The organism is Bradyrhizobium sp. 179, assembly GCF_023073535.1.
Classification (GTDB): Bacteria; Pseudomonadota; Alphaproteobacteria; order Rhizobiales; family Xanthobacteraceae; genus Bradyrhizobium.
On record NZ_JADPJR010000010.1, the window covers coordinates 1 to 17,866 of the forward strand.

General features: G+C 58.6%; 11 protein-coding genes and 2 pseudogenes. 3 read left to right on the forward strand and 10 right to left on the reverse strand.

The window, feature by feature from the left end; translation table 11 throughout:
* Positions 1–301: pseudogene (locus IVB12_RS02805) on the forward strand (hypothetical protein); the annotation flags it as partial.
* Here the strand turns inward: IVB12_RS02805 and tnpB are convergent.
* From tnpB to IVB12_RS02845, 8 genes and pseudogenes are all read right to left on the reverse strand, one after another.
* Positions 289–594, reverse strand: a complete 306-nt coding sequence (gene tnpB, locus IVB12_RS02810; RefSeq protein ID WP_247295427.1) for an IS66 family insertion sequence element accessory protein TnpB — start codon at positions 592–594, stop codon at positions 289–291. The pseudogene IVB12_RS02805 and the gene tnpB overlap by 13 nt on opposite strands.
* Complete coding sequence (locus tag IVB12_RS02815; RefSeq protein WP_247295429.1) at positions 591–1,013, reverse strand: transposase; 423 nt, start codon at positions 1,011–1,013, stop codon at positions 591–593. Before IVB12_RS02815 ends, tnpB begins: the two co-directional genes overlap by 4 nt.
* Positions 1,010–1,393, reverse strand: a complete 384-nt coding sequence (locus IVB12_RS02820; RefSeq protein WP_247295430.1) for a transposase DNA-binding-containing protein — start codon at positions 1,391–1,393, stop codon at positions 1,010–1,012. Before IVB12_RS02820 ends, IVB12_RS02815 begins: the two co-directional genes overlap by 4 nt.
* Positions 1,394–1,733: 340 nt before the next feature.
* Positions 1,734–3,119: a tetratricopeptide repeat-containing glycosyltransferase family protein gene (locus IVB12_RS02825; RefSeq protein WP_247295433.1), complete on the reverse strand. Its 1,386-nt coding sequence runs from the start codon at positions 3,117–3,119 to the stop codon at positions 1,734–1,736.
* A 13-nt stretch (positions 3,120–3,132) separates the two neighbouring features.
* On the reverse strand, positions 3,133–9,234 hold the full coding sequence (locus tag IVB12_RS02830; protein ID WP_247295437.1) for a calcium-binding protein: 6,102 nt from the start codon (positions 9,232–9,234) through the stop codon (positions 3,133–3,135).
* Positions 9,231–10,385, reverse strand: coding sequence for a hypothetical protein (locus IVB12_RS02835; protein WP_247295439.1), 1,155 nt, complete (start codon positions 10,383–10,385; stop codon positions 9,231–9,233). Before IVB12_RS02835 ends, IVB12_RS02830 begins: the two co-directional genes overlap by 4 nt.
* Before the next feature lie 252 nt (positions 10,386–10,637).
* Positions 10,638–12,077: an HlyD family type I secretion periplasmic adaptor subunit gene (locus IVB12_RS02840; protein ID WP_247295441.1), complete on the reverse strand. Its 1,440-nt coding sequence runs from the start codon at positions 12,075–12,077 to the stop codon at positions 10,638–10,640.
* Positions 12,064–14,174: pseudogene (locus IVB12_RS02845) on the reverse strand (type I secretion system permease/ATPase). The gene IVB12_RS02840 and the pseudogene IVB12_RS02845 overlap by 14 nt, the downstream one beginning before the upstream one ends.
* Before the next feature lie 738 nt (positions 14,175–14,912).
* Here IVB12_RS02845 and IVB12_RS02850 point away from each other — a divergent pair.
* Positions 14,913–15,386: a hypothetical protein gene (locus IVB12_RS02850; RefSeq protein WP_247295444.1), complete on the forward strand. Its 474-nt coding sequence runs from the start codon at positions 14,913–14,915 to the stop codon at positions 15,384–15,386.
* 122 nt (positions 15,387–15,508) lie between these two features.
* Positions 15,509–16,252: a chromosome partitioning protein gene (locus IVB12_RS02855; RefSeq protein ID WP_247295445.1), complete on the forward strand. Its 744-nt coding sequence runs from the start codon at positions 15,509–15,511 to the stop codon at positions 16,250–16,252.
* 277 nt (positions 16,253–16,529) lie between these two features.
* Here IVB12_RS02855 and IVB12_RS02860 read toward each other — a convergent pair whose 3' ends face one another.
* Positions 16,530–16,931, reverse strand: a complete 402-nt coding sequence (locus IVB12_RS02860) for an aldehyde dehydrogenase family protein (protein WP_247295447.1) — start codon at positions 16,929–16,931, stop codon at positions 16,530–16,532.
* 127 nt (positions 16,932–17,058) lie between these two features.
* The gene (locus IVB12_RS02865; RefSeq protein WP_247295450.1) at positions 17,059–17,865 is read right to left on the reverse strand and encodes an enoyl-CoA hydratase-related protein; all 807 of its coding nucleotides are present in this window, start codon (positions 17,863–17,865) and stop codon (positions 17,059–17,061) included.
* Position 17,866: the final 1 nt, after the last annotated feature.

Consider the following 17,866-nt stretch of genomic DNA (forward strand, 5'->3'; position numbering starts at 1 on the left):
CGCGGATCTCATCGAGGCCAGCGGCCATGTGCCGCGCGCAAAGGCCGGACATATGACCGCACCGTCCCAATGTGTGAATCGATTGAAAAAGCTCTTGCCACGCGGGCCGTTCCACATACGGGGGCAACGTCACCAGATCCGAAGTAAGCGTTTGCTGATTGATCGCCAGCCAAGCGGCGCCCATCTCTTCCCGAATACACTATCCGTTCTTGACGCTGTCCGAAACCTTCGAAACCACTTCCTTGCGCAACTTGATCTAAGAATCTGTCAGCCTAACAAGGAGGGGCATCAACATGGGTAATCGAGCATGTAGGCCATCTGTGCCGCCGAGATTGATACCGCGCCGTCGGACGCCGACGGCCAGATGAACTTGCCGCGATCCAAGCGCTTGGCGTAGAGAGACATGCCAAGCCCGTCATGCCAAAGGATCTTGACCAAATCGCCGCGGCGACCCCGGAAGATGTAGAGATCGCCAGCATGAGGATCGCGCTTCAGGCTCTCCTGGACCGCAAGCGCCAGGCTTTGCATTCCGCGGCGCATGTCGGTGTGGCCGGTGGCGATCCAGACCCTGACGCCGCTCGGGATCGGGATCATCGCTGTCTCAGAATCTCAAGAACCCGCTGCAGCGCCTCAACATCGACGTCGCGGTCAACGCGAACACGACAGCCGCCAAGCTCGATCTCGATAATGCCGGCCCTTGCGCGGTGCGCAGGCGGTGAAGACACCGGTTGTGGCACGCCACTCGAGATCGGAGCCGCCGCAGGCGTGATCTCAACCGGAACAAGCACCGGCGCAGCATCGCGGCTCAACTTGCCTTCGCGCGCCAACCGGCGCCACGTGAACAATTGGCTTGTCGACAGCCCGTTACGTCGCGCAGTCACCGACACCAGACGCGACCCGCCATAGCTCTCGCTGACGATCCGCTGCTTTTCTTCCAATGTCCAGCGGCGCCGTGCGCCCGTCGACACGACTTCAAGTCGGGAAACCTTCGGTATAGGCACATGGTCAGTCATACGCCTATGTCTTCCTCCTCCATCAAACCGCGCAAGGCGGTCTTCGCCGGAGCGATACTGTCGTGCAGCACAAGAACGAGACCTTCAGCAGCGGCTGCGCGATCACGTGTCGACTGGAAATGGCCGGCCGGAATGTCCGCTTCGCTGACCCGGTCATTGGAGAAGAAGCGGTAGGCTGCCTTGGTATTCGCCCAATCCTGGCAGACGAGCGGAATGCTTCGTCCCATGGCGCTTCCAATCTGCTTGAGCAGTTTGCGGAATCTGTCGCCGAGCCGCGCGTCCCTAAACTCGCATCCACGACTCTCTCGATCAATCCAACATTCGCCTTCTAAGGATCGTAAACAGCCCCTTGCCGATCGATCCCTTAATGTCAGCCTCATAGAGCACCCCCTCGCGAATCAGGTGCTCAGCAAGGAATCACAAGTGATTCTTTCGACTCAAGAGTTCGCCGATCGGCGGATCAAGCCGAGTGGTCAAAGTTGTGGGTAATTGAAAGCCGGCGGACCAGCGCCGAACAGTCAGGGTTTTCTTTGCAGAACCTCACAACCTCCGCCAAAGTCTCGGTGCCGAAGCCGGTGAACTTCTCCGACGCTATAGACCCAAATGACGCCATGTCGATCGCCCCTTCATTGGCCTCATCCCACAACACTTCTCGACTTCTACGAGGTTCTCCACAACCCGGGAACGGGGCGACGAGATGGAGCTTGTCGACGTTCATAATCACCCAGGTCTGCGTTGGTCTGCCAGAGCCATCAAATCGGCGGAAACTCGATCAAAGACGTAGTCCCAATCGCCCTCCGCACGAGGCCGATAAAGTCTCATAGAAGGATACCACGGACTATCGACACGGCTCAGGAGCCAAAGCCAATGTGCGTTGTGGCCAAGCAAGACCCAGACGGGTTTTCCCAGAGCGCCAGTTAAATGAGCCACAGAGCTGTCGGTCATCACGACCAGATCGAGGTGAGTTATCGCGGCCGCAGTGTCGGCGAAGTCTTGCAGGTGCGGAGCCAAATCTTTGATCGGTGCACCGCGAGGTAAGGAGGTGAGCTCCCTGACTGGCGGACCTTTTTGAAGGCTGTACAGCTCTACGCCTGGCAATGCACAAGCTCTTAGGAAGCTAAACAGTCTTTGCGCACGACGGTGATTCTTGCCGAATGTGACGCTTCCAGACCAAACGATCCCGACTTTCAGGCGATGGAGGCCGTTTTCAAACAGCGGAGCGAGCTTGGTCATGCGCTCACGTTGAGCCACAAGGTAAGATGCGCTTGGTATGGACGCAAAATCGGTCGTAAAAAAAGAGGGAATGCTGCAAATGTGCGCATGCAGATCCGCGTCGATTTCAGTGCCTGGGAGGACAACGCGATCGACAACCCCCATGTTTTCGATTATTGGAACGAGTTCGCGCCGACATTCTATGATAAGCTTCCCTCCAAGCGCTTTCACGTGGGGCAGATAGCGGGCCATCCATATTAGATCGCCGAAACCTTGCTCCGAAACGAGCAAGAGAGTCCGGCGCGAATAGGCCCTGCCGTCCCATTCCTTACCGGGAAGGTTACGCTCTGGCAGCTGACCAGTGTGCTTACGCACCTCATAATCTGGCCAAGCTTCACTGTAGTTTCCGAGCGTCAAAAGACTAAGCGCTCGGTCCCATCTTGCAGCCAGGTAATCGGGCTTGAGCTTCAAAGCTTTGCCAAACGCAATGACCGCCTCTGCATGACGTCCCGCTTCAGCTAAAGATACACCAAGATTGTGAAACAGCTGAGGATCCTTTTCCGACGAATGAGAAATCGCTCTCTCGTGGCAAGAAATTGCGGAATGGAGCTGATTCAGTTCAGTCAGGGAGTTTCCGAGATTTGACCAGACACCACTGGCGCCTTCGTCGTAGCGTAGCGCATCACGATAACACCATACCGCGTCGACGTGCCGCTTCATTGACGCGAACATCACTCCCCTGGCGTTGCGGAGGCTGACATCCGTTGGCCATTCCGCGACTGCATTGCGAAGCAGTTCCTCCGCTTCCGCAAATTGACCCGCTCCATGCAGCCGCTGAGCCTCGGCGAAGGCCGACTTTGCACTCGAGGTGGTCCGCTCGGTCAGGGTGGTCACTGTCACTTCTCACTCACGAATGCCAGGAACTTGCAATCGCGCTCGTCAGTGAGCTATCCGTTGGCATCGATATCGCCAGAGCAGGATTAAAGCCAGGATTCGCGGTTGAGTAAGAAGCCATTGCAGAGACCAGCTGAGCGACCTGACTATCAAGCTTGATCCCATCTGCGAGAGCAAATGTCTGTATCTGTGCTCGATCGTCCGCATACCAATCGCGAACAGCGATGCTATCGCTGGTGCCCAACCGGCTGATCTGCAGATCACTTCCAACCTGCTGAAACCAAAGATCTTGGTCAGTGGCCCCAGCAGAGAAGTCGATCTCGCCGGACGCCGCTGTGCTACCATCGGCGGCATTATTATCGATGACGTCTTGTCCAAAGGACGAGCCGACCCGGTAAATGTCATATCCACCCCCACCAACAAGCGTCGCATTGCCATCGCCTGCAATAAGCAGGTTGTTGCCATCGTTGCCAGTGATTGTATCCGACGTCGAAGGATCCGCGAAAATGAAATTGCCACCGTTCAGATTCGCTGTGGTAACGCCAGCGAGCAGGATGGAATTGCCGGTACCAAGCCCGATTTCCAGATACGAGCTGAGCCCATAATTTATTGTGTTGAAGGTGAGATCCGCAATAGAAGATACCCCTTCGATATTTGAGAGATCGATCGTGTCATTCGCTGAATCGAAATCCGCGATGACATTCTGCGGCTGATTCAGATCGCTATAAAAAGCGGCGCTTTCAACGACGAAGGTATTGTGGCCTGCACCACCGAAGAAAGTATTGCTACCGCTGCAGACGAATAAAGTATCATCTCCGCCGCCGCCCAAGACGACGTCGTCCGAACCCGAGGCAGTCAACTGCTGACCGCCGCTGCCGCCAATCAATGTGTCATTCGCACCACTGATCCAGGCCGCTTGAAGTCCGATGATGGTGTCGCTAACAGACGAGCCGTTGACAGTAGCGGCCCCTTGGCTCAGGTCGACTACAGTGTTATCGAGAGAATATGCGGCGACATCCAGGTAACTGCCAGTACCCACCAGCCTGCTACCCTCGCCATTGCCAAACAATAGATCCAACGTCCCCGCTGAAATCAGCGTATCTGCGCCCGCCGACGCAATGAGGGTATTACCAACGCCGGTAGACGACAGAGTGTCCGCGGCCCCGCCCGCAATCAAGGTGTCTCCAAATCCACTCGACGACACGAGATCGGTACCCGCTCCTCCTACGAGTAGATTGTAGCTTCCGGATGATGACAGTGTGTCGGTTCCCGTCGACCCCGTTAACGTGTCATTCGAACCTGAGGCCATTAGTGTTGAGCCCGACACGGACGCCAGCAACTGGTCGTTCGCGCCCGTCGCGAGTGCCATAGTCACTCCGATAAGTACATCCGACGTTCCGGACCCCACGATCGAGGCCGATCCGGCATCTAGATTAACCGTGATGTTGTCCTGGTCGTACTCCACGACCACACCAATTCCGGCCGAGGCGTTCAAGGTACTTCCCAAACCATTTCCGATTAAGGTGTCGCCTTCGCCAGTCGAAATAAGCAGCGCCGTCGTTGTACCCGCCGACAGGGTATTTCCCGACCCCATAGACAGCAGCGTGTCACCATCATTGCCGGCCGTCAGTATGTTCGAGCTGCCGGAGCTGAGCAAAGTACCGGCGGTCGCGCCTCCGTGAACGGTTTCATACTGCCCATGAGCGTCAACTGCGGAGAAGCCAATCAGCGTATCGAAGTTTCCTGAAAAGGCCGTCGCGCGGCCATTTTGGAGGTCGATGGTGACAAAGCTCCTGGCATACTCCGCGACAGCTCCCGAGGACGGGGCCGCCGCTATCAGCGTTGCTCCGAGAGCCTGACCTATGAGAGTATCATTAGCACCTGATGCTACCAGCGTCGCTGGGCTCAGGCCTGTAGCAGCGACATCGCCATCGCCCGACACCTCGACATAGCCCAATCCAACAAGTCGGTCCACTTGTGAGCTGCCAGCCACAGAAGCGGTTCCGGCGCCAAGATCTACAGAAACGTTGTTGACCTCATAGACCAATTTGGTCGACGAACTCGAGCTTATGAGAGTATTCCCACTCCCGTTGCTCACAATCGTCCCCTGTTCACCAGCCAAGTTGACGGCTTTGACACCAATAAGGGTGTCGCTCTCGCCTGAACCCTGAACCTCCGCAAGCCCTGTGACCAGGTCCACCATCATATTGTTCGCCGAATAGACTACCTCGACAGCATTTGAGCCTGCTTTCAAAGTGTTTCCTTGGGCGTCGCTATAAAAGGTGGCAGCTCCGTTCTCCGAAATGAGCGTCTGATTGGTTCCCAAAGCCGCCACGCCAACGAATCCAGACAAGCTATCAGTACCCAGAGCACCAGTAGCAATCGAGTTGTCGAGATCGATTGTCACCTCATCCGTCACGTAGGCCACGACGGTGCCGTTCAAATCGCCCTGCAGGACGCTCGATGACAGATTTCCATACAACGTGTCGTTCACGCCGCTTGAGATCAATGCACTCGCCCCCGAACCGGCAACAAGGCTGTTGTCTGAACCGGTTGATATCAAGGTTTGCGAGATCGCGCTTCCGATCAGGGTGTCGCCATGTCCTGTCACCCTGGCGTTTACGATTCCAACAAGTGAATCATAGAGACTGGTACCATTAACGTGAGCAGTTTGAGCGGCAAGATCGACGTTCATGTCATCGAGCTGATACTCCGCAATGGTGCCGGTCCCGCCCGCGACGAGCGTATTTCCGGTGCCATTGCCGATGAGCGTTGAGATGCCCGAGGAGCCGACCAGCGTATCATCCGTTCCAAGCGCTTCCGCAGCGCTAATCCCGATGAGGACATCACTTCCGACACCGCTCGTACTTGCCGTGCCAGAGCCGAGGTCGATTATCACATGATCGAGAGCATAAGCTGCGATTGCATCTCCCGCGGCAGATTGTAGCGTGCTGTCCGAAAGATTGCCGATGAGCTTCGCTCCCGCGGACGCCGCATCAGCAATGAGTTGGTCTGCGCCTGCGGACGCGATCAGCGTGTCATTCGTTCCGGTCGTGATCAGCGTATTGTCGGCGCTCTGGGCAATCAGGGTATTTTGATTGCCTGATGACGTCAGGAAGTTATTTCCCGATCCACCGAACAACGTATCGGATTGCCCCGCTGTCACTAGCGTCGATGATCCTGCACCTGCTACCAAAGAGTTCGAGTGACCCGTCGAGATAAACGTGTATGCACCCGAGCCGGCAGAGATCGTATCGGCCGTCCCAGTGACCGTAACTACGCTGACATTCAAGAGCTGGTCGCTGCCTACGGCTGACGACGCAGTGCCCGCATTAAGATCAATGTCGATACCATTGATCGCGTAAACGATATTAGTCACGCCGCTCCCGCCGACTAACGTATCTCCTGTGGTGTTGCCGACCAGGGTGGCATCACCACTTCCGCCGATAAGCGTATCGTTGGCGCCGAATGCTGTGATCGTGCTAACTCCTACAAGAAAATCATAGAGATCGCTTCCGTTCACGGACGCCGTGTTCGTGGATAGATCGATCGCGACGTTATCAATAGAATACGCTACCAGCGCGCCGCTTCCCGCTAAAACATCAAGAGTGCTGCCGTTGCCAGAACCAAAGAGGGTGTCGTTAAATCCGGAATCAATTAGTGTGCCGGCGGCAGATCCAGCGATGAGAGTATCATTCTGGCCCTCGCTTGAAAGTATGTAGGAAGGAACGGCTCCTCCAATCAGGGTTACATGGTTGCCTGCCGCGACGACATCATTGATACCGATCAGCACATCGGCACTGCCTGTTGCTGATGCTCTGGCAGTGCCATTAGCGAGATCAACCGTAGTGCCATAATTCTCGTACCGCGCTATGGTGTCAGATCCGGTTGAGATCAGGGTTGTCCCATGACCGGATCCAATCAAAGTGTCGTGCATTCCCGAGCTAATTACCGTATTGCCACCAGTGCCATCACAAAGCGTGTTTGAACTACCCGACGAAAACGCAGTGTCGTTGGCACCAAACACGTATAGGCCGTTTCCAGTGCCGCTGGTCTCAAGGACGTCACTATTTCCATCCGCTTCCATATACAAGTTCGCTCTACTGCCACCAATAAGCGTATCTCTATCGCCATAGGCGTAGGCTGAACCGATCGTGGTCAGGGAGTCGGTAACGTCGTTATCGAAGACCTGCAGAACGTCCAAGACCACGCTATTGTTAGACGTTGCCGAATTCCGGAGGGAAGCTTCGTCCGGCCATGGGTATAAATCGGCACCCAAGTTTGGCGAGTCGGATTGATATTGGCCGAGACTCACGTGCAGAGGAGTTCCATCGCCCTCTAGCCCAAATTGCCCCACGGAGGTGCCCAACGGATCTAGGGTCTCGAACGTCTCCGGGTCATAGTAATTTTGGAACTGCGACGCTGGATACTCCGCTAAGTGAGGCAAGCTGTTAAGCGGTTTTCCGTTCAGCTCCAGCACGTCATCCGACGTCGGATTGATCACGAATACATTCGTCCAATCATAGTATGTGGGATGATCTGGATATTCCATATTTATAATGGAAGTCGCAAATTTCGCGATGTCCAGGTTCTCGACCGTTTCAAGCGAGGCATCTGGCGCATTAACGACCCACACGGTGCCGCCGCCAATAATATTTATGGTATCCGCTCCTCCGCCGCCCCAGATGATTGAGGTCATGCGCACTGCACCCCAAACGTTGAATGTATCGTCTCCTTCGCCGCCAATCGCTATTACGTTTTGTGTGAGCAGGTTGCTCGCATCGTCCCAATTGGCATCGATGTTGAACGTATTATTTCCGGGTATCGGTAGATCTGGCGTGGGATTACCGGCCACTCCCGCAGCCTTGGCTGTTTCACCGCTGCCACCGACCAGCACCTGTTCCGGGCCGTAGCCAGAGTAGAGAACATTATTTCCCGCACCGCCAAAAATCAGATCGTTGCCGTTTCCTCCGTAAATGATGTCATCCCCGGCGCCGCCGTCGATAAGCGCGTCGCCGTCGCTCGGTGCATAGATTGTGTCGTTGTTCGGACCGCCGACAATTACCGTTGTACGATCGTCGTCTGGAGCCGATAAATTAGTATCCGCAGCCACTGTTCCCGTAACGTATTGTAGACCAGTCGAAACGTTGAAGGCCATCCGGAGTAACGACTGCCACAGTTGCCCACCGGCCGATTGCGAGAACACAATGTCTTCCGATGACGGTATGAATTCACTTTTCGGCGCGAGGCCGTAGTAGGTCTGAAAGAAGGACTGAGTGGTTTGCGCGAGTGATTTAAGGTTGCCGACGATTGCCCCTTGCGGGCCTCCAATCAGTGCTCGCATTCCATCGACTGCGTCGAACGTGTTGAACTTTTTCGAAGAAGGATCCGAGAGGTCCTGTCCTGTTTTCTGCGCCGCCTCAATACTCGATACGAGATCATAGGTCCCGCTCTCGTGCTTGAAGGTTATCGTTTGCGTTCCCTCCGGCCCTTGGATCGTTCCCGTAAAGGGTTCTGTATTACGAAGCCAGTTCGTGTAAAAACTGCTCGCACCAAGATAGGGAAACAGAAGCGTCCCAGCCCAACCTGCATAGTCCCCATTTGGGTTGTCGGAGTCGATGAAGACGGTTGATGCAGCGGCTCCGGCGTCGTAGACGCCCAGTCCCTGAACGCTTGGTATCACTCCGTCGCTCGCGAGAATGCCGCTGATTACGTTGAACGCAATGTTGTTCGAAGCCTTTTGAGCTAAACCGTCTACATCGTCGGTCTGCCCATCACGCAACTCCTTTTGTTCAATAGTATAGGTCGCGATAAAGTCCGCGGCAAAGCCGCGCTGACTGTTGATATTGATCGCATTCGATATCCAATTGAAGACACCCTGGTCGACGCCAGCCTTCGGCGTCAGCACTTCTTTGCCGTTAACAATGGTCTTGTCGCTGATGAAACCGAGGAGCGCTTTGTAGAGCGGTGCCCCCAAGCCAGCTTGGGAATTGTTCTGGCTATAGATCGCCGCTTGCTGGCTAAGCAACGCTTGCAGGCTGTCAAGCTCGTCAGACGTCAATCGCTGCACGATGCCTTCAAGGTTCCACCCACTACCGTACGAATATGTTGTCATCGATCACTCCCCGGATCAATTTTAAGCGGCCCAGGCCACTTGTAGTCATGGACCGTCGCGGCGCTGATATGCTCTTGCAGCGATCTGTCGAAGCTTAGGAGCTTGTCCAAAGGGAACGGATGAGCTCCGTGGTACGGGTGAAATCGATACGCCACGCCGAGCTCAGTGGTGATCGCGTATGCAACCTGGCAATCGTCTATCGGCGTGCTGAAGATCGTCGGGCCGCAACGCGCGACTAGCGGGTGTCCCAAGGGCGTTGCATATGTATTGGGATCGGTGCTGTAGTTCGCTGCCCAATCTTCAACGCGCGCATCTGGCGGGTTTGTTGGCTTCAGCCTACAAGCCTTCAAGCCATTCAGCAGGATTTCTGTGGTCGTGGCCCTCTCGCACATCAAACGAAGCATATCGAGACCGATATCCTCCCCGCGCCAAACCGAATTTTTTGCGTCCGTGTGCGCCCGTGGTCGCCAATTCCAGTAGAGAGTAATTGGCGTGACTGGTTCGTCGTCCTTCACGATCCAAAGAGAGCCAGTGAGCGCCCCAAACATCCGCACTTGGAGGGGATTACCTTGACATCCAACCTCTTCGGAGGAATCGGGTGGAGTTCGCTGCTCGTTCGGCGACAAACTGTCAATGAAATAGATTCTGCTGTCCGACCATGGAAATCTAAGAACTCTGTCACCGAATGCGACGTACACGTCGCCACGGACATCCGTCTTACACTTGCCCCAATCGTACCGAAATTCGTCCTTTGCGTTGGCCTGAACTGCCAAACAAGCGATCGCGATTAAGACACATAGGATGATCGACAGTGTTTTCGTCAACCGGGTCGCCGTCGAGGGGATTGGTGCTGTTCCTTTTACCGACAACGCGACAACCGATGAGACCCGATCTGGCCAGCAAGGGCGCCGTCTGGGGCTGAGTGCAACATTGAAACTCGCGAGCGGTTTAAGCCGGTTCATCCCGGACCAAATCTCCGCGGTAGCCGTGGTCCGGAGCTTGGGTTCTTCGCTAAATCCCAGCACTGCGGCAATGTTGGTCTCAAGCTTGCCGCACCGGAGACCAACCCGATCGAAGTCAACAATGATTCCATCAAATCGCAACGGCAGTGCATGCCGCGGCAATTGCATATCTTGGCATTTGGCTTGCAACTGACCGGTCCACTACCCTAAGTCGTCCTTGTAGAGTATTTCACGCTTGGCGAAATTGGCAAGAGGCAAATATTTGAAATGCGCAAGTGGAGCTTTCGAAAGACTGGGAAGGAACGTCGATGCTCGGATCGGCTGCAACGACAATTTCGCGGAAGCGCCGCTGATTAGCGTTCTGGCCCAACGTATCGCAGCCCCATATTGCAGGTCACGGACTTGCGGCGATCTTGCAGATTAGGTTTGCACGATGAGGCATCATCTTTCTCGCAGACTTTCTTGCTTGTACCGCAGCAGCGGCGAGATCACGTATTCGATGATCCGCCGCTGCCCCGTTTTGATCTCCACCGTCACCGCCATGCCGGGCGCGAGGTTCACCATCTTGTCCTCGACCTGCATCTGCGTCCCTTCGAGCGACACCCGTGCAGCGTAGAGCAGCTCCTGGCCCATGGGCTCACTTGATTCCGACAGCGCGCCGTCCTGCTTCACTGCGCCGTTCCGCTCGGGCGGCTTGTCCTTGACGATGGCATCGCGCGAGACACTGATGACCTTGCCGTGTAACAGGACATAGCGCGTGAAATTGAACGTATCGATCTTGATCTCGGCGTCCTGGCCGTGCTCGACGAAACCGATGTCGCGGTTGGAGATCATCGCCTCGACCTCGATGCTGGATCCCCGCGGAACGACCATCATCAATTGCTGCGCCGGCGAGACCACGCCGCCGACGGTGTGGATCGCGAGCTGCTGCACGGTACCGTCGATCGGCGCGCGCAGAAGCTGCTCGTCGGTCTTCTGCTGCGCTTTGACGGAGTCTTGGCGATATTCGTCGGCCTTCTTCTGGGCATCGGAGAGATCGCTCAAAACCTGCCGCTCGAACCCGGACTTGGTCTGAGCGAGCTGCTGCTCCAGCGCGCGGCGGGCGGCTTCGATCTCGACCAGCTTGCGCTCCTGCACGGTCCGTTCGTTCTGCTGATCCAGAAGGCGGGTCTGGGCGTCGATCCATGCGATGCGGTTGCCGTATTGAATGTCCATCGCCTTCTTGCGGATGGTGAGAGTTTCTTCGAGCAGCGGCAGGGTCGCGTCGATCTTGGCGATCGCGGCCGTGACCGACTGCGCCTCGGCGCGCTTCTGGTCGATCTGCTGGACCACCGAGGCGAGCTTGGCCTGCTGTTCGGCGGCCTGCGCCAGTATGGCGGAGCGTGCCCGCGCAATCTCGACCTCGGATGCGCCGGCGGGCTCTTCGATATCGTGGGGCGCGGCGAGATCGGCGAAGCTGCGGCGCAGCGCCGAGAGGCGGGCAACGTCGAGCAGGCTCGCGATCAGGTCCTGCCCCACCCGCTTGCGTTCGGCCTGGGTCACCGTGCGATCGAGCTCGACCAGCACCTGGCCAGCCGTCACCTTGTCGCCGTCATGCACGTGGATCGCCGAGACGATGCCGGTCTCCAGCGGCTGGATCGTCTTGGTGCGGCCGGTTGGCACCACCTTGCCGGTGGCGGTGGCGATGATGTCGACATGTCCGAAGGTCGCCCAGCCGATCGCCAGCGCAAAGAACAGGATGATGGTGAGGGCGACCAGCCGCCCGGCGGGCGAGGCCGGCGTCTCCAGGATCTCCAGCGCGGCAGGCAGGAACTCGCGCGCGTCGCGCTGGCGGCGCCAAAAATTGCGACTCTTGCGCTCGATCACATCAGCCGACGACATGGAGCCCTGCCTGGATCTGGTGCAGCATGGCGTAACGCCCGGCCTTCTTGATCAGCTCGTCATGGCTGCCGTCCTCGACGAGACGGCCGGCCTCGATGGTGAGGATGCGGTCGGCGTGACGCACCGCCGAGAGCCGATGGGCGATGATGAACACGGTGCGACCGGCGCAGATCTTGCGCATGTTGCGCTGGATGATGTTCTCGCTCTCGTAGTCGAGCGCGCTGGTGGCCTCGTCGAAGATCAGGACGCGGGGGTTGGTGACCAGCGCCCGCGCGATGGCGATGCGCTGGCGCTGGCCGCCCGACAGGCTGGCGCCGCGCTCACCGACCACTGTATTGTAGCCGTCCGGCAGGGCCAGGATGAACTCATGGGCGCCGGCGAGCTCGGCCGCCGCGATCACCCGTTCCATCGCCATGCCGGGGTCGGCCAGCGCAATGTTCTCGCGGATGGTGCGGTTGAACAGCACTTGCCGATCTGCCGCCTGAGCCAGACAACATCGGCGACCGTGAGGTCAATGCCGTCGATCAAGATGCGGCCGGCCTCCGGCACGTAGAGCCGCTGGATCAGTTTTGTCAGGGTCGACTTGCCTGATCCTGAAGGGCCGACGATACCGATCACCTGTCCGGGCGTCACCTTCAGCGAAATGTCCTGCAGCGCCAGCGAGGTGTCGGGCCGGTAACGGAAGTTGACATGGTCGAAGGTGACCTCGCCCTTGATCGGCGGCAGCGTCGCGCGCGAGGGATCGAACATCGGCTCGGGCGCGGCATTGAGGATGTCGCCGAGCCGCGCAATCGAGACCCGCGCCTGGTGGAAATCCTGCCAGAGCTGGGCCAACCGCAGCACCGGCTGGGCGACCCGCCCGGCCAGCATGTTGAAGGCGATGAGCTCGCCGACCGAGAGATTGCCCTCGATGACGAGGTGCGCCCCGAAATAAAGTGTCAGCGCGGTGACAAGCTTGCTGATGAACTGCACCGACTGGCTCGCCCAGTTGCCGAGCGACAGCACGTCGAAGCTGGCGCTGACATAACCGGCGAGTTGCTCCTCCCAGCGCCGCTGCATCTGCGGCTCGATCGCCATCGCCTTCAGCGTCTTGATGGCGCTGACGCTCTCGACCAGGAAAGCCTGGTTCTCGGCGCCCCGATCGAACTTCTTGTCGAGCCGTTCACGGAAGATCGGGGTCACGCCGGCCGAGATCGCGATATAGAACGGGAAGGAACCGACCACGATCCAGCTGAGGAACGGCGAATAGTAGAACATCACCGCGAGGAACACGAAGGTGAATCCAAGATCGATCACCAGCGTCAGGGCCGAGCTGGTGAGGAAGTTCCTGATGTTCTCGAGCTCGCGGACCCGCGCTACCGAATCTCCGGCCCGCCGCGCCTCGAAATAGGCGATCGGCAGCGCGATCAGATGGCGGAACAAGCGCGCACCGAGCTCGACGTCGATGCGGTTCGTGGTGTGGGAGAAGACGTAAGTTCGCAACACTCCCAGAACGGTCTCGAAGATCGACACGACGATCAGGCCGAACACCAGCACGTCGAGCGTAGTGTAGCCGCGATGCGCCAGCACCTTGTCGGTCACGACCTGGAAGAACAGCGGCGTAACCAGTGCAAACAACTGCAGGAAGAATGACGCGACCAGCACCTCACCGAGCAGCCGGCGGTATTTGTGCATGGCCTGAAGGAACCAAGTGATATCGAACTTGCGCGCAAGGTCGGACAAAGAGGCGCGCCGGGTCATCAGCACGATGCGGCCGGTCCAGCTCTGTTCGAACTCGGCGCGCTTGATCACCTGCGGACGACTGACCGCGGGATCGTGAATGAGCACGTCTTCTGGCCCGGCCTTGCCCAGAATCGCGAAACTGCCGTCATGCCGTTCGATGATGGCGGGCAGCGAAAGCTTGGCAAGGCCAGACCAGCTTTCGCGAACCGCCCGCGCCTTCAGCTTGAGCTGCTTGGCGCAGCGGAGCATTTCCTGGACGCCGACCGCGGAACCGGCAAACTGGTGCGCGATCTGCGCGGGATCGATTGCGATCTGCTGAAATCGCAACAGCAGCGCAAGGCACTGCAGTCCCGTGTCCTGACGTACGGCTTCCAAAGTCGCCCCTGCCACTACTTCCGGTCGTCATCTTGTGTATTGCACGTTTGTTTCTGAGAAGCAAAATGAAATCTCGCTGAGGTTGTGGATCTGGACACTTCATCAAAGTGTTACAATAGTGGCGAGCTAGACTTCTGGCTGCGCTTGGCAGCCGGACGAGACCGCGTTTCCCATTTTCATTGCGGCGTAGGAATTTTCCTAGCGTGAGAACGGCTTCGATCGCATTCTCGTTGGCCTAGATCCCAACGCGAGACACGTCGCATTGGAGAGATGCACAGGTGTGCCCAAAATCTGAGTGGTCTTCTGTGTGGTACTTTCTCTGGCCTTCGTGTGGCCATTAGTGGTCCTACAGTGAACTCGGTGGTCATGCGTGGCCCACCCCCGTGGGTGGACCTGAGATCGGAGGGGCTGCCTCGTCGAGTAAGCGAAGACAGAGCGGCTTGGTACGACTGTGGCGACCGTTTGCTGTCCAGCTTGAAAGACCGGTGTCCCGACCCGGTTCTTTAAGCTGGACCCACGCGCGGCTCGCGTCTCCCCCTTGAAATGACCGATTTCAGCAAAGCGCAGGCGCCCGCCTTCGGCGCCATTTGGCGGCCCACCGACTGCGAGCTTGAAGCGCGCGATCGTTCAACTTTGCACGATCCAGTTTGTGGTTAATTGGCCCTATCCTGGTTTACGAGTGGCCCTGCGTGTCCCCCGGGTGGCGCCGTTAACTTCCGCCACCTACGTAGCTGCATCATGGATATCGATCTAAAGGGCCTGCGTGCTCATGTGAAACAGCTCAAGGCTCGTCGTGCAAGCTCGCCCATAGGCAAAATCAAGACTGGGGCCACTGAGGTCATCCGGGCCAATTTCGAAGAGATCGAGCGCTTGCACCGCGAGGAGGGCGCGAGCTGGAAGGAAATCGCCAGCGGTCTGGCTGCTCAGGGCGTCACGCAAGGCGAGGGCCAGCCACTCACGGGACGGCGGCTGACGGCGTTGATGCACAACATCAGGACCCGCGCAGAGAAGCTCAAAATCAAAGGAGGCGCGCGAAATCGGACCACCATCGCGCCCGGACGCCTTCAGGATGTCCCAACCGGGAAGAGAGTCTCTCTCAGCCCCGAGATGAACATGCCGGCCGCCGGCAACAATGTGCCGGATACGATCAGTGAAGACGAAATACGGCGCAGCGAACTTGCAAAGCACGCCCACCTCCTTCGCAAGCCTTGATCGCACAACTGGGGCATTTGCATTCGCCTGCCCCCTTCGCTTTCCGCGCTAGACCCTCAGTTCACCCGACCGGCACCGCAAACCTGATTGCGTCGCTAGTCAGTGCTTCAGAGGAGTCCTCCATGTCACGCCTTTTGCTTGTTGCCCAAGAGACCGGCGGTGTCGGTAAGTCGACGCTCACCCGCGGGGTCGCGGAAGCGGTGCCCGACGCACCGATCATCGAGCTGGAGTCCACGCCGCGAATCCTGGAATACGACCACGGTAAGACCAAGGGTCCGAAGCGGGTATCGCATTTCCCGGTGCGTGCCGACCGGGCCTCCATCGACCGTACCGGCGGCCAGGCCGCCCGTGCCGAGTTCGACGGGCCGATCAACGCTATGGTCGGCGCCGAGCTGCCGACCATCATCGACGTCGGCGCCAACACCGCCTCGTCGCTGCTTGCTTCGTTCGACGATGAGTTCGTCACGGGTATCGCCGACGCCGGGATCGAGCTGGCGCTGGTCGTGGTGGTGACGGCCGATGCCGCCGCGTTGACCGACGGCGCCAAGCTGCTGGCGGCGTCGAAGCGCTGGGCTAAGGCCCGCTTCGTGGTCGAGAACAAGCTGCGCGGCGATGTCGATCCCGCGATGCTGAAGCGGGTCACCGACGGCGCGTATGTCACGGTGCTGCCGAAATTCGGCTTCGAGCCACGCACGCTCGGCTTCCTCCAGGCCACGGGGCTCTATGCTATCCCGCAGTTGAAGGCGTCCGACTTCCAGAAGGAGTACGGCTTCAACGAGGCACGTCGCATGGTGAGCGACCTCAAGGCGTTCCGCCTCGCGGTGATGGAAGCGGTTCGGCCCGCAGCGACGTGGCTCGCGTCATGAGCAAGCGTCTGGAAATTTTGCGCAAGCGGTTCATGGACGCGAAGGCTGACGCCGACGCGTCGAAACGCGAGGTGCGCCAGGCGAGCGCAGCAAAGCTCGCTCAAATTCGGGCATTGCCGGATCCCGCCGCGCGACTGGCGGGCTTGAAGGACCCGGCGCTGCTTCCCTCCGATCGTCAGATTCTGGAGCACGCGCTCGCGGACGTGTTGCCGCGGCGACGCATTCGGTTTCCCCTAGCGATCGGGGCGACCCTGCGGTCCGGACTTCGGCACGCGCGCTACCATTGGCGCGGGTTGGTGGTGGTCACCCTGATCTCGATTCCCGTCATGGTGATCGGCGGCTTCGCGGTCCACAACACGCTCGCCGTGATCTCGCCGCTCGCTTGGGCGAGCGGCTTTCCATTCTCGATAGTGAGCAGTCGAGCCAATTCCGCACTTCGCCGTTCAATTCGATCGGCCCACCCCAGCAGCGCCAATTGGCGCAACCGTGGATTCTGCGACCAGTTCGGACGTTCGAAAGCGTGTCTAGCGGCCGACACCGCCGCCTCTGCGTCAGGCCTTCCACTGGCCTCAAAGGCGCCGATTTTGGCCCCGTTAGAGGGGTCGATACTGCACGCGATTTCGCCAGAGGCCGCGTGCTGCCAATGTCCGCCGATGAGATTGCGAGCATGAAGTGACATCGCTTCAACCTAGTTTTCATGGCGTGCGCCGTTCCTGCACGACGCATCCGACTCAGCCATATTGTTCATCTCTCGCGAATTAGGGTCGCCCAAGCGCGCGTCCTAAGTCGCGCTCCGACTACGTCTGTCAGCGGCCGACGAATTTTGGCGGACGCTTGGCGTTGAAGGCTTCGACGCCCTCCTTGAAGTCCTCGGACTGGCGCAGGCGGCTGTAGCAGTGGCCTTCGAGTTCGATGGCGATGGCGAGCGTCGAATCCTCAGTGTCGTTGAGCAGCTTCTTGGCGGTGCGCTGCGCCAGCGGCGAGAAGGCGCGGAGCTCGTCGACCAGCTTGTCGGTCGCCTTCTCCAATTCGGCATCCGGAACGCATTCGGTGGCGATGCCCCACTCGTAGGCCTGCTTGGCCGAGATGCGCTTGGAGCGCATCACGATATCCTTGGTGCGGGTGATGCCGACCATCTTCTGAAGGCGGGCCGAGCCGCCGGAGCCCGGGATCTGGCCGAGCTTCTGTTCCGGCAGTGCGTATTGCGTGGTCTCGGAGGCGATGCGGAAGTCGCAGGCCAGCGACAGCTCGAAGCCGACCCCGAAGCAATAGCCGCGATTGGCGACGATGACGGGCTTGGCGCAACGCGCCGGCGCGGCAATGTTCCAGGCGAGCTTGGAGACGTGCTCCGGGCTCGCCTCCATGAAGCCGCCGATATTCCCGCCGCTGGAGAAGTGCTCACCCTCGCCGCGCACCACGATCACGCGCACGCGCGGATCCTCATCCAGCGTCTCGAAGGTCAGCCGCAGCTGGTCGCGCTGCGGCATCGCTACCACGTTGTAGGGCGGCCTCCCCAGGATGATGTCGGCGCGCTCGTGCGCCTCGTCGATCTCGACCTTGAACCCGTCGAGCTTGGCGAGCCGGGGATCGGAAAAATGATAGGGTGACGGCATC

Coding starts and splice junctions, on each gene's coding strand:
- tnpB (WP_247295427.1), bottom strand. CDS start 594: ATGATCCCGATCCCGAGCGGCGTCAGGGTCTGGATCGCCACCGGCCAC.
- IVB12_RS02815 (WP_247295429.1), bottom strand. CDS start 1,013: ATGACTGACCATGTGCCTATACCGAAGGTTTCCCGACTTGAAGTCGTG.
- IVB12_RS02820 (WP_247295430.1), bottom strand. CDS start 1,393: ATGAGGCTGACATTAAGGGATCGATCGGCAAGGGGCTGTTTACGATCC.
- IVB12_RS02865 (WP_247295450.1), bottom strand. CDS start 17,865: ATGCCGTCACCCTATCATTTTTCCGATCCCCGGCTCGCCAAGCTCGAC.
- IVB12_RS02855 (WP_247295445.1), top strand. CDS start 15,509: ATGTCACGCCTTTTGCTTGTTGCCCAAGAGACCGGCGGTGTCGGTAAG.
- IVB12_RS02860 (WP_247295447.1), bottom strand. CDS start 16,931: ATGTCACTTCATGCTCGCAATCTCATCGGCGGACATTGGCAGCACGCG.
- IVB12_RS02850 (WP_247295444.1), top strand. CDS start 14,913: ATGGATATCGATCTAAAGGGCCTGCGTGCTCATGTGAAACAGCTCAAG.
- IVB12_RS02840 (WP_247295441.1), bottom strand. CDS start 12,077: ATGTCGTCGGCTGATGTGATCGAGCGCAAGAGTCGCAATTTTTGGCGC.
- IVB12_RS02830 (WP_247295437.1), bottom strand. CDS start 9,234: ATGACAACATATTCGTACGGTAGTGGGTGGAACCTTGAAGGCATCGTG.